The sequence below is a fragment of the Alteromonas sp. AO-Serp genome, assembly GCF_017849675.1.
Classification (GTDB): Bacteria; Pseudomonadota; Gammaproteobacteria; order Enterobacterales; family Alteromonadaceae; genus Alteromonas; species Alteromonas macleodii.
In genome coordinates this window covers 1-12,572 of record NZ_JAFLMX010000136.1, presented here as the reverse complement: position 1 = coordinate 12,572, position 12,572 = coordinate 1, and the positions used below count along the sequence as shown (strand labels likewise).

At 45.2% G+C, this 12,572-nt stretch carries 9 protein-coding genes and 1 tRNA gene; 3 read left to right on the top strand and 7 right to left on the bottom strand.

What is annotated here, in order from left to right; genetic code table 11:
* Positions 1–125: 125 nt before the first annotated feature.
* The 3 genes from QVA83_RS09940 to purE form a co-directional block, all read right to left on the bottom strand.
* Positions 126–201: transfer RNA gene (locus tag QVA83_RS09940), tRNA-Thr, on the bottom strand.
* A gap of 60 nt (positions 202–261) precedes the next feature.
* Positions 262–1,398, bottom strand: coding sequence for a 5-(carboxyamino)imidazole ribonucleotide synthase (locus QVA83_RS09935; protein WP_061439282.1), 1,137 nt, complete (start codon positions 1,396–1,398; stop codon positions 262–264).
* Positions 1,395–1,889 (bottom strand): 5-(carboxyamino)imidazole ribonucleotide mutase, encoded by a 495-nt coding sequence (gene purE, locus QVA83_RS09930; RefSeq protein WP_014948098.1) that lies wholly within the window; start codon positions 1,887–1,889, stop codon positions 1,395–1,397. The genes QVA83_RS09935 and purE overlap by 4 nt, the downstream gene beginning before the upstream one ends.
* A gap of 278 nt (positions 1,890–2,167) precedes the next feature.
* Here purE and nhaA point away from each other — a divergent pair, with 278 nt between their 5' ends.
* Positions 2,168–3,442, top strand: a complete 1,275-nt coding sequence (nhaA, locus tag QVA83_RS09925) for a Na+/H+ antiporter NhaA (protein ID WP_014948097.1) — start codon at positions 2,168–2,170, stop codon at positions 3,440–3,442.
* Here nhaA and QVA83_RS09920 read toward each other — a convergent pair.
* The 4 genes from QVA83_RS09920 to trxA form a co-directional block, all read right to left on the bottom strand.
* A complete protein-coding gene (locus QVA83_RS09920; RefSeq protein ID WP_287498425.1) occupies positions 3,404–6,220 on the bottom strand; it encodes an ATP-binding protein in 2,817 nt (938 codons plus the stop codon). The two genes, nhaA and QVA83_RS09920, sit on opposite strands and share 39 nt — an antisense overlap.
* 22 nt (positions 6,221–6,242) lie before the next feature.
* Positions 6,243–7,541 (bottom strand): amidohydrolase, encoded by a 1,299-nt coding sequence (locus QVA83_RS09915; RefSeq protein WP_061439278.1) that lies wholly within the window; start codon positions 7,539–7,541, stop codon positions 6,243–6,245.
* A gap of 229 nt (positions 7,542–7,770) precedes the next feature.
* Positions 7,771–9,036: a transcription termination factor Rho gene (gene rho / locus QVA83_RS09910; protein WP_014948094.1), complete on the bottom strand. Its 1,266-nt coding sequence runs from the start codon at positions 9,034–9,036 to the stop codon at positions 7,771–7,773.
* 271 nt (positions 9,037–9,307) lie between these two features.
* Positions 9,308–9,634, bottom strand: coding sequence for a thioredoxin TrxA (gene trxA / locus QVA83_RS09905; RefSeq protein WP_012517074.1), 327 nt, complete (start codon positions 9,632–9,634; stop codon positions 9,308–9,310).
* Between the two features lie 100 nt (positions 9,635–9,734).
* Here trxA and rhlB point away from each other — a divergent pair, with 100 nt between their 5' ends.
* Positions 9,735–11,027: an ATP-dependent RNA helicase RhlB gene (gene rhlB, locus QVA83_RS09900; protein WP_156077827.1), complete on the top strand. Its 1,293-nt coding sequence runs from the start codon at positions 9,735–9,737 to the stop codon at positions 11,025–11,027.
* Positions 11,028–11,060: 33 nt separating this feature from the next.
* On the top strand, positions 11,061–12,572 hold the full coding sequence (locus QVA83_RS09895) for a Ppx/GppA phosphatase family protein (RefSeq protein WP_061439275.1): 1,512 nt from the start codon (positions 11,061–11,063) through the stop codon (positions 12,570–12,572).

Sequence of the window (12,572 nt, the reverse complement as noted above, 5' to 3'; positions counted from 1 at the left end):
AAAGAAAATAAGCCAGTTACGATAACTAACGGTTTAAGTGATTTGGAAAAAAATGACATACAGTCTGCTCCGAATGAATACTCGTAAGCAAGTGTACGTAAGATTGGCATAGGAAAAAAGAAAAATGGTGCCGACTGCCGGAATCGAACTGGCGACCTACTGATTACAAGTCAGTTGCTCTACCAACTGAGCTAAGTCGGCACACTTTAAAAACCGCTGCCTAGACAGCGGATGCGTATTCTAGCGATAAACGCGTGGGTGTCAACCTTTTAATCGCGTTGCTTCACCAACTAATTTTGGGAAGTACTCAAGCGGTAAATATTTGCTCAATGCCATGAGCTTTTCACCCAAGCTTTCATAACTATTCGTGGTGACATTGATGTGTCCCATCTTGCGCTTTTCACGAACAGATTTTCCGTACCAGTGAAGATGACTGCCATCGATGCTTAGCAAATCGCGCGAGAAGCTGCTGCAACCAATAATGTTGACCATAGCGCTTGGGCCAATGGCTGACGTGTCACCAAGAGGCAATCCACAGACTGCACGTAAGTGATTTTCAAACTGGCTGGTTACAGCGCCCGACTGGCTCCAGTGCCCAGAGTTATGTACACGAGGAGCAAGTTCGTTTACAAGTAGCTTGTCGCCTACTTGGAATAGTTCCACAGCCAGCACACCGACGTAGTTCATACCCTCAGCAAGTTTCACAAAAATATCGTGAGCTTGGGCCTGAAGTGCATCATCAACGTTAGTCGCTGGTGCAACCGACACATGAAGTTGACCTTGGTGATGCAAATTTTCAGCAAGTGGATAGGTGCGTACGTCGCCATTAGCATTGCGTACACCGATTAATGACAACTCTCTGTCGAAAGCCACCATTTTTTCAACCACTAAAGGCACAGTCTGCAAATCTAATCCCTGAAGTGCATTTTTTAGTTCAGGTAAGTCAGCCTCATCACTTAAACGCCATTGACCATATCCGTCATAGCCATCGCGGCTAGCCTTAAGAATGAGTTTGCTACCCAACTGCTTTACGCAATCGTCTAACTGGGCAAGGTCGGTAACTATTTGGTGCTCACAATTTGCCACCTGCATGCTTTCAAGCAGCTTTTTCTCACGTACGCGATCGGCGCCAACGAGAATGCTGTCGATATTTGGCATCAACTTGTTTGTTTTCGCCGCGTCTTCAAGAAGCCTTTCAGGTACATGCTCAAATTCTACGGTAAGAGCATCTGCACCTTCTAGTGCTTGAGCAAGTGAGATTTCAAGAGGGTTTTTGCTAACTGGATGTACAACGGTATCGTTGTTTACGTCCACAGCTTGAACGTCAATACCTAACGGGCTTCCCGCCAGGTACATCATTTGAGCAAGTTGGCCTGCGCCGTAAACGACTACTCTCATTCATCTAGCTCCAACGTATTGCTTGAAGCAAGTACCGTATCAGTTTGCGATTTTCTAAAAGCGATAACGGCATTGCGTACGCTTTCGTCTTGCAGCGCAACAACTTGTGCCGCGAGAAGACCCGCATTTGCTGCACCAGCCTCACCTATTGCCAGTGTACCTACCGCAACACCTTTCGGCATTTGAACGATAGAAAGCAGTGAGTCTAATCCATTGAGCGCCTTTGATTTAACCGGGCAGCCAAACACAGGTAAATGCGTGTGTGCAGCAATCATACCCGGTAAGTGAGCTGCGCCGCCTGCGCCAGCAATGATTGCGCTAAAACCTTCATCTGCAGCGCTTTCTGCAAACTCTACTAGCAAGTTGGGTGTACGGTGCGCCGACACCACCTTCGCTTCAAATTCAACACCAAACGACTTCAGCATTTTTGCGGCCTGCTGCATAGTAGGCCAGTCTGAAGTTGAACCCATTACAATCGCGACTTTTGCCATCTAGAGATCCTCGGGGTAGGTAAAGTGGACAACCTTGGAAAGGCCGCGATTGTAGCGTAAAACCGTTCAAAATCCCACCGTAAATGGCGTCAATTATAGCGCCACTCGCTTAAGGGTTGTTGAGGCTATTCTCTTACAAGGGTGATCTATCTCTTCGCTGTCAGTCGTATTAACTATAATTAATTTATGTAGAAAAGTTGCCTGACTACACGGATAAACGAACGCTTTTATTTCCACACTTTGCGACGTTGACCATGAGCGGGCGTTAGAGGTTATTGATGACAGATAAACACGAACCCGACGTACTTGATGAGGTGATAGAAGAAGTACAAGACGTGGTCTCTGACTTCTTAAATCGCGAAGCCGCTCCCGGCATATTGTTAATGGGTGCAACGATTCTTGCGCTCATTATTGCTAATTCTCCCCTAGATACGCTTTACGATCATTTAATCAGTATGCCGGTACAAATATCAGCCGGTACGTGGGCTATCGATAAGCCATTATTGCTGTGGATAAACGACGGGTTAATGGCGGTGTTCTTTTTTCACGTGGGTCTGGAACTGAAGCGGGAAATCTGCGAAGGTGAATTGGCCAATCCCAAAGATATTATTTTACCCGCAGCGGGTGCTGTAGGTGGTATGGCACTACCCGCCTTGATATATGTAGGCATCAACTGGGACAACCCCGTAGCCATTGCAGGATGGGCAATTCCCGCCGCTACTGACATCGCGTTTGCGTTAGGTATTTTGGCGCTACTAGGTAGTCGAGTACCTACGAGCCTGAAAGTTTTCTTAGTCACCCTAGCTATTATTGACGATATCGGTGCTATCGTAATTATTGCCCTGTTTTACACCGAGCACATTACCGCGGGTGCGCTGTATATTGCTGCAGGTTGTTTATTGCTGTTGTGGCAAATGAATAAACGCAATGTGGTAGATATTCCGCCTTATGTTTTTGTGGGAATCATTCTGTGGGTAGCCATGTTGAAGTCAGGCGTTCACGCCACACTGGCAGGTGTCGTACTTGCTGGCTTTATTCCTATGCGGGATGAGAAAGACGAATCTTATTCTCCGGTAACGCGACTAGAGCACGGTTTGAATGGCTCGGTGAGTTTCGCGATCCTACCTTTATTCGCCTTCGCTAACGCCGGCATAAGTTTTGGTAACATCAGTCCGGAGGGTATTTTCCATCCTGTTACCTTTGGGATCTTTCTTGGCTTGGTTGTGGGTAAACAAATTGGCGTATTCGGTTTTTGCTACTTAATGGTGAAGTTAAAGCTGGCTAAGTTACCAGAGGATCTTAACTTCAAGCATATCTATGGCTGTGCGCTACTTTGCGGCGTTGGCTTTACAATGAGCTTATTTATTGGGGGACTGGCCTTTGCACAGACAGGTATCAATCAAATTTTTGACGAGCGTGTGGGCATTTTAACCGGCTCTCTTGTCTCGGCGTGCTTAGGGTATATTGTACTGCGATTCGTTAGCGAAGCGCCGAGCGATAACACTGATGTAGCCTCAAACGCGAGCAAGTTCACGGGCAATACAGTCAAATAGAACCTGCTTGCGAATAGGCTTACTTAAATGCGCATTCATGCCTGCTTCTAAGCAGGCATTTTTGTCTTCGATAAACGCATTGGCGGTTAAGGCGATGATCCTGACCGAGTCCTTATTTCTGCCTTCACTTCGAATAAGTTTCGATGCTGTATGACCATCCATGATCGGCATTTGGCAATCCATTAAAATTACGTCGAAATCGTGCCTCTTCTCGGCCTTAACAGCATCTTGCCCGTTTTTCGTTCTAATACATTTGATGTTGGACGATTTGAGCATGTCCATGACGATTTCAGCATTAATGTCGTTGTCTTCAGCCAATAAAACCCGTAATCCATCAGGTAATGACGGAATCACCTCATTTTCTGCATGCTCTTTTTCTTCACTTACTGTGGCAGGAATGTGGAAGGTGAAGCTTGTTCCTATACCCAGTTCACTTTCAACATAAAGCTCACCACCAAGAAGCTCAACCAAACCTTTAGAAATGGCCAAACCTAATCCTGTGCCACCAAAATTTCGAGTGGTGGACGGATCGGCTTGCTCAAACTTATCAAAAATAAGGCGTAGTTTGTTGGGAGCAATGCCTATTCCCGTATCGGTAACCGAAATTTTAAGTCCTTGGTGGGCATAGCTGACGTTAACCGTCACGACACCATCACTGGTGAACTTAATCGCGTTGCTAAGTAAGTTATTGATGATTTGACTCACCTTCCCTGCATCAATATTCAGTGCGTTAGGTACGCCCTGATTAATATACAAAGCAATATCGTACCCTTTTACTTGCGCAGCGTGACGGTAGAGGTCACAAGAAGCTTCAAGCAACTCGCGAATGGCACAGCTTTGAATATCGGTAAGCATTTTACCCGATTCAATCTTCGACCAATCTAAGATACTGTCTAGGATGATAAGTAAATTGCTAGCAGAGCGTGAAATTGTTTTGGCTCTAGCCGAAACATTTCCCGGCAACTCATTCTCGAGCATCAATTCACATGAGCCAATAATGCCGTTCATTGGCGTTCTAATCTCGTGACTCATGTTAGCGAGAAACTGCGTTTTCGCCACATTCGCGGCTTCCGCTTCTTTAAGCGCTAACGCAAGGTGCTCGGTTTTCTCTTCTATGCGCTTTTCCAAAGACTGATTCAATTCCCCTAGCTCGACATTCAGGCTTTGCTCTACTTCTCTTGCAACCTTTAGCTCTTCAAATGCATCGAGCAATCGGGCTTCTAAACTCACGAACTCATCGCTTAGCGACGAGAGCTCTTGAATGTGCAGTGCCCTTTGTGGAGCTTTAACACCTTCTTTTTGTGTAGGGTCGAATTCGGCAATATAGCGAACAAGGCGACGAATAGGCGCGCCGACCATTTTTGCGACTACGTACCCGGTGAATGTTCCAAAAGCAGATAATGCCAATAGCAGCAGTAAGTCTTTTAGCAAGTAATTACTCATTGATGCCATTAACAGTCGTTTGTCGAAGTAATAGCTGACTTTCCAGCTAGCAAAAGGCATATCTTTCGCTAACCTCAACCATGTTTTCCCCTGAGGCCCGTTCTCCACCTCAACAGCACAATCAGGTTCACAAATATAAAAAGGTGCTTTAGTGAGTGGCTTCATCTTCAGGCCTTTAGATGCATAGATAACTTCGCCTTTTTGATCCTCAATGAGCATCAAAAAACCACCCAAGCTTAAGTTATCAATAGCAGAAAAGCTCTTTAACGATAAAGAGCCCTCTACAATACCTTTTGGAGTGCCATCTGCATCTGTAATAGGGGCTGACAAGGCTACTATTGGATCGTTACCAAAACCTCGGCCTTGAAATACATTTGAAAGGAATGGTTTACCTGTCTGCATGACTTCAAAGAAATACGGCCTGTAAGCCACATTTGACAAGCCGCTTTGTCTTGCCTTATCCAACAGGCTAGGCGGGTAAGCGTGGGTAAGATCGCCATTGTCATCTGCAATGAGGAAGGTCAAAAATTCTGGATTGTGCGATGCCAACACCCGCAAATTTGTCACCGCTGCATTATCGAAATCGCTTTTTGATACCTCGCTAGATAACACTTGCGCTGCACTAATAATGGCACTTTGGTGTTGCTGAATAAAATTCGAAAGTTGGAACTCCAGCACATTCACCCGCTGCGACATGTAACTGTGAATTTGTCTTTCTTGCTGTTGTTGAAACAGACTTACCGACAAATAAATTACTGCCATGGAAGCAACGAAGAAGCAACCGGAAAAGAAGTACCCAAAAAGAAAGTGTAGCGTAACCCGCTCGGACTTACTTGATGTTTGTCGCTTAAGCCCGTGGACTGCCAAATACGAAAAGTGTCCGGTTACAAGACCAAATACACCGCTTACCCAGGTGACCAGCACACCCGAAAACAGCATATTTGCGTTATCGCCATCATAAAGAGAATGCTCTAAAACGAGAATGGGCAGAAAGACAATAGACCAAAAGCCTGCGCCTACGTTTATCACCTGTTTAAGCGACTTGTTATAGCCAAAAAAGCTAAGCACGATAGGCAGTAGAGTAAGGCTTTCTTTTCCAACTATGCTCCCGTCGTTAAGCCATAAGGGAAGGCTGACAACAAGTGCAATAGGAATGGAAATAAAAGGAGAAAACCGAAGTGAAGCGTAGACTGCCGCACCTATGCCAAATGTAGCTATCCCTGTGCTATCAAAGGGTGGGTTGAGAGCATTAAGACCCGCACCTAACACACATACAAGTAGTGCTTGAAGGGCCAGAGACCATGAAAAAGAAAATGAAATACTGCCAATTTTCAACGCATGTCTCCGGCGAATAGATTTAGTGTTGAGCCATGTAATCTAGGGTAAAGTTCGTTAGAAGCTTCACGCCTAATTTCATGCCTTCATCATCAACATAAAATTCCGGTGTGTGATGAGCAGGGCTATCTTCTTCAGACACGTCCAATGGCTTACCGCCTACCCAAACATATAAACCTGGAATTTGTTCTTGGAAAAATGAAAAGTCTTCCGCCCCCGTGACCGGTTTAGAAAGCAGCGTATTTTCAACGCCTGCGGTACGCTGCATAGTAGGCAGCATGGCTTTTGTAAGCTCTGGGTCGTTGTACGTAATGGGGTAATAGTAATCTAACGGTAGCGTAAGTTCTGCTTCTGCGCCCATACTTTCAGCAATAGCCTTTACTTTGCGCGGAAGCGACTCGTAAATGTGATCGCGAGCAGCTTCATTGAGTGTACGAATTGTGCCAACCATTTCTACTTCATTTGGAATGATGTTTGAACGGTTACCGCCGTGAATAGAGCCAATAGACACCACCGCTGCATCGTCAATCAATTTCAACTCACGACTTACTATGGTCTGAATTGACATGATCATTTGCGCAGCGGTAACCACTGGATCAACACTCTTCCAAGGATAAGCGCCGTGGGCTTGCTTACCGTGAATAACAATTTTAAATGGGTCTACCGCGGCCATGGTGCCACCCGCGTTATAACGCACTTTCCCCACATCGGTGTTAGCATTGATATGCAGGCCAAAAATAGCGTCTACATCAGGGTTCTTAAGTACACCTTCAGCAACCATAACTTCCGCACCGCCTTTTTCTCCAGCGGGTGCGCCCTCTTCTGCAGGCTGAAAGATAAACTTCACTTTACCTTTCAGGTCGCCCTTAATTTCGGTAAGAATTTTTGCCGCGCCCATGAGCATTGCCATGTGAGTATCGTGACCACAGGCGTGCATAATCGGCACTTCTTTTCCGTTGTATTCGCCCATCTGCTTTGAGCGGTAGGACAAATCGTTTTGCTCTTTTACAGGAAGTCCGTCCATGTCTGCACGTAATGCAACGACAGGGCCTGGCTTGCCCGAGTCTAAAATAGCTACCACACCCGTTTTTGCCACACCGGTCTGCACTTCTAAACCTAGGCTTTCAAGGTAGTCAGCAACATATTCAGCGGTTTTAAACTCGCGATTCGATAATTCAGGAAATTCATGAAAGTGATGACGCCATTTAATTACATCAGGCTCGACTTTATTCGCTAATTCATCAACATTGATCTGAGCGGCATTAGCAGCTGACACAGAGGTCAACCCTGCAAATGCGAGTGACAGCAATTTCTGGTACATAACTATTATTTCCTTTGGTGTTTTTTAGACAGAGTAAATCATCTCAAGGGAGAACACACCACTGAACTAACGATTGCTGTTAAAAATCAATAAGCAGACGAAAATACCCCATTCACAAGACTGAGGGTATTAGACGGAAGTATAAGAAAAGTGCTTTATCGATGCAGGGAATAAAAAAGGCGCCGAGTGGCGCCTTTTCTTTAAATATCAACTTATTACTAAGTTTCTATTAACTCTTTTGTCTACGCATTGCGTCAAAGAACTCATCGTTTGTCTTGGTCATAGACAACTTACTGATAAGGAAGTCCATTGCGTCAATTTCTGACATTTCGTGAACGATTTTGCGAAGGATCCACATTTTCTGTAGTTCATCTTGCGCTGTAAGCAGTTCTTCACGACGGGTACCAGAGCGGTTGAAGTCGATAGCCGGGAATACACGTTTTTCCGCGATTTTGCGATTAAGGTGTAATTCCATGTTACCTGTACCTTTAAACTCTTCGTAGATAACTTCGTCCATTTTAGAGCCGGTATCGATAAGCGCTGTTGCGATAATCGTTAAGCTTCCGCCTTCTTCAACATTACGGGCGGCACCAAAGAAGCGCTTAGGCTTGTGAAGAGCATTCGCATCAACACCACCGGTAAGTACTTTACCCGATGATGGGATAACCGTGTTGTAAGCGCGAGCAAGACGAGTAATCGAGTCAAGCAGGATAACCACGTCTTTTTTGTGTTCAACAAGACGCTTGGCTTTCTCGATAACCATTTCAGCAACTTGTACGTGACGACTTGCTGGCTCATCGAAGGTTGAAGCAACGACTTCACCTTGAACAAGACGATGCATCTCGGTTACTTCTTCCGGACGCTCATCAATAAGTAATACCATTAACTCACAATCTGGGTGGTTAGCAGCAATTGACTGAGCAATATTCTGAAGAAGAAGCGTTTTACCGGCCTTAGGTGGCGCTACGATAAGACCACGCTGGCCTTTACCGATTGGCGACGCCAAATCTAGTACACGAGCCGTAATGTCTTCTGTTGAGCCATTACCACGTTCCATGCGCAAGCGATCTGCTGCGTGAAGTGGTGTAAGGTTTTCAAAAAGGATTTTATTACGTGAATTTTCAGGCTTGTCGAAGTTAACTTCGCGGATTTTTAGCAGGGCGAAGTATCGTTCACTGTCTTTCGGTGGACGAATTTTCCCGGCAATCGTATCACCGGTACGCAAGTTAAAGCGTCGAATTTGGCTTGGCGATACATAAATATCGTCTGGTCCTGCAAGATACGAAGAGTCAGCTGAGCGTAAGAAGCCGAAACCGTCCTGTAAAATTTCTAGTACCCCATCACCAAAGATGTCTTCACCGCTTTTTGCGTGTGTCTTTAGGATTGAGAAAATGATGTCTTGTTTTCTGGCGCGCGCCATGTTTTCCAGGCCCATCTCCTCGGCCAGGTTAACCAACTCGCTTATTGGTTTGTTCTTTAATTCAGTTAAATTCATACTGGTGGGTCTTTGTGCTTGAACTTCGCTTACAGGACTTAAAGTCACTCTGTTCTAGTTTAGATTTGATATCACCCTGATGTGGGCGTAAGCAGAACGCTGCTCGGATGAGCGCTGAAGAAAAGTTAGCACTATATTTAATCAACGTCCAGCGTTTTACCGCCGAAATGTTAAATAATTTGTGGCTTGCTCTTCTAGAATGAAACGTTAGTCCCTGTGGCGTAAATAAAAACCGGTGCTTCGTTAGCACCGGTTTTCAATTTGAAATCAATTAAAGGTTTTCGTTAAGGAACTCTGTTAATTGAGCTTTAGATAGCGCGCCTACTTTAGTTGCAGCAACGTTACCGTTTTTGAAAAGTAGCAATGTAGGAATACCACGAATACCATATTTAGGTGGAGTTTCGTTATTTTCATCGACATTCAACTTGCCAACTGTTAACTTGCCATCAAACTCGGTCGCAACTTCTTCCAAGATTGGTGCGATCATTTTACACGGGCCACACCATTCGGCCCAGAAGTCAACCAGTACAGGACCTTCAGCATTGATAACATCTGCTTCGAATTTATCGTCAGATAACTGGATAATTTTGTCGCTCATTCTTTTCTCCATTATTGGTCTGTCGCTGATTTGTCTCAGCCTGACCATAAGTGTTATATAGAAACTGTTTTTTAATGCAAGCACTGATAAGCTATAAGCTATGCCTACTCACTTAACTGATACTCACTTTTCTGACCTGCCGATTAACGGCAAGGTTGTTGACGCCTTGGCGGCAGCTAATTTTTCACATTGTACACCAATTCAAGCACTTGCACTGCCTCCTTTATTGGAAGGTCACGACATTGCAGGTCAGGCTCAAACCGGAACCGGTAAAACCATTGCCTTTTTGGTAGCTACATTTCACTATTTGCTAAGCAAAGCAGAAAATGCAGATAACAGCAAATCAAATGGCCCTCGCGCAATTATCATGGCGCCGACCAGAGAGCTCGCCGTTCAAATTTATAACGACGCCAAACTGCTTAGTGAGCATACTGGATTGTCGCTTGGTTTGATTTATGGGGGCGAAGGTTACCAAAGTCAACGTGAAACTTTGGAAGAAGGGGTAGATATTATAATTGGTACGACAGGACGCATACTGGATTACTACAAACAGAATGTGTTCACACTGAAGAATATTCAGGTTGCCGTACTTGATGAAGCCGACCGCATGTTCGATTTAGGCTTTATAAAGGATATCCGCTTTTTATTCCGCCGCATGCCACCGGCAAGTGAACGTTTGAGCATGCTATTTTCAGCTACACTTAGCTACCGCGTGCAAGAGCTTGCTTACGAGCACATGAACAACCCTACCCACGTACAGGTAGCGCCAGAACAAACAACTGCAACTCGCGTTTCTCAAGAGCTATTTTATCCGTCTGATGACGACAAGATGCTGCTTCTTCTTACGCTGCTTGAAGAAGAATGGCCAGAAAAGGCAATTGTTTTTGCCAACACTAAAAATAGTTGTGAGAAAGTTACCGACTGGCTTACCGCAGATGGCCATCGCGTTGGCTTGCTTAGCGGCGATGTACCACAGAAAAAACGCCTTGGGATCTTAGAAGATTTCACCAAAGGCAATCTTGATATTTTAGTCGCAACCGACGTTGCAGCGCGCGGTCTTCATATCGACGCGGTAACGCACGTATTCAACTACGACTTACCTGACGACGCCGAAGACTATGTACACCGTATTGGTCGTACTGGCCGTGCAGGACAAAGTGGTGTTGCAATTAGTTTCGCGTGCGAAAAATACGCACTAAACTTACCTGCTATTGAGCAATACATTCAAAAGGCAATACCGGTTACCGATTACGACCGCAGTGCTCTACTTGATGATGTAGCGCCTCCAAAACCACGTAGAAGACGTACGCCGAACAACCGCAATTCTTCACGTCGTGGAAACGGAAGAGGCCGTGGAAAGCCTCAAAACCGAAACAACAGAGCGCAACAGTGAGGCGTAAAGGTACTCAATAAGAATCGAGGTTTTATGCAGGCAGAACTCCAGCACGACGCACAAACCTACGGCGAGTATTACGCCGCCGTAGATTTAGGCTCTAACAGCTTTCACATGGTGATTGTTCACGTTGTTAACGGCAGTGTGCAAATAATAGGGAAAATTAAACAGAAAGTGCGCCTAGCAGCAGGTTTAGATGATGAGCTAGCACTTGATGACGTAAGCATGGAACGCGGCTGGCAATGCCTGCAAGTATTCTCGGAACGCCTGCAGGATATACCCCCTTCTAATATTAAAATTGTAGCGACCGCTACATTGCGACTGGCAACCAATGCGCATGTATTCATTCGCAAGGCAGAAGAGATTCTCAATCACAAACTTGAAGTGATTAGCGGTGAAGAAGAAGCGCGACAAATTTATCTTGGCGTAGCCTACACATCCGCCAACCAAGGCAATAGCTTAGTCATAGATATTGGCGGTGCCAGCACAGAAATCATTATCGGCAACGACATGCAGCCTATCCATCTTAAGAGTTTGGATATGGGCTGCGTAACGTTTATGGAACGCTATTTCACCGGCGGCACTATCACCGAAGACAATTTCGACAATGCCAAGCAAGCCGCACACACGCTTATTGCCGATGTGTCTAGCGCGTTTTTGTGTTTTGATTGGGAGAATTGTTTAGGTGCATCTGGCACGCCGCAAGCCATTACTGAGATTCTTGTAGCACAGGGCATTAGTGATGCTATCCGCTTAGACTATTTGTATCATTTAGAAAAGCAATGTATTGAATGCGGCAGCATTAAAACCCTTGATATCGACGGATTGGAAGATAACAGAAAAGCTATTTTCCCGTCTGGTTTAGCGATCCTCATCAGCTTATTTGAAGCGCTAAATATCAAGCACATGAATATTTCTGGTGGTGCGCTTCGAGAAGGACTTATCTACGGAATGTTAGATAACGTTACCGAGAATGATCGTCGCCAGCAGACCCTTAATCAGGCAAAACATCGTTATCATGTAGATGCTAGTCACGCGAACTCGGTTAGTCACGTAGCGCTTACTTTATGCCATCAACTCTGTGCACAACAGAATATTTGTCATTTAGATACCGAAACTATTTTAGGTGCAGCCGCACAGCTTCATGAAATAGGTCTTCACATTGAATATAAGCGCCATCATGAGCATGGTGAATACATATTAAGTCACATTGATTTGCCCGGCTTCACGCGCCTTCAGCGGGCAGCCATCCGCGATTTAGTTGCTCAGCATAGGTTAAACATAAAGCCAGACGTATTTGAAAAGTACCACGAAGACTACCGTCCAATGCTAAAGGGCTTATTGCGAATTTTACGTATAGCAGTGGTGTTATGTCTGCGTCGTCAGAATAAACATATACCAGAGGTAACTTTGCAGTGCGAAGAAAGTAAGTGGACACTTACTTTTCCTGAAGGCTGGCTGAAATCGCATCCTTTGATCAACGCAGAGCTAGCAAATGAATGCTGGCTTCAGCATAAAGCTGGCTGCGAACTCGTTTGTAAGTAA

Excerpts from the sequence above, each read along its gene's own strand:
- QVA83_RS09915 (WP_061439278.1), bottom strand. The coding sequence starts at position 7,541 with ATGTACCAGAAATTGCTGTCACTCGCATTTGCAGGGTTGACCTCTGTG.
- QVA83_RS09895 (WP_061439275.1), top strand. The coding sequence starts at position 11,061 with ATGCAGGCAGAACTCCAGCACGACGCACAAACCTACGGCGAGTATTAC.
- trxA (WP_012517074.1), bottom strand. The coding sequence starts at position 9,634 with ATGAGCGACAAAATTATCCAGTTATCTGACGATAAATTCGAAGCAGAT.
- rho (WP_014948094.1), bottom strand. The coding sequence starts at position 9,036 with ATGAATTTAACTGAATTAAAGAACAAACCAATAAGCGAGTTGGTTAAC.
- QVA83_RS09935 (WP_061439282.1), bottom strand. The coding sequence starts at position 1,398 with ATGAGAGTAGTCGTTTACGGCGCAGGCCAACTTGCTCAAATGATGTAC.
- nhaA (WP_014948097.1), top strand. The coding sequence starts at position 2,168 with ATGACAGATAAACACGAACCCGACGTACTTGATGAGGTGATAGAAGAA.
- rhlB (WP_156077827.1), top strand. The coding sequence starts at position 9,735 with ATGCCTACTCACTTAACTGATACTCACTTTTCTGACCTGCCGATTAAC.
- purE (WP_014948098.1), bottom strand. The coding sequence starts at position 1,889 with ATGGCAAAAGTCGCGATTGTAATGGGTTCAACTTCAGACTGGCCTACT.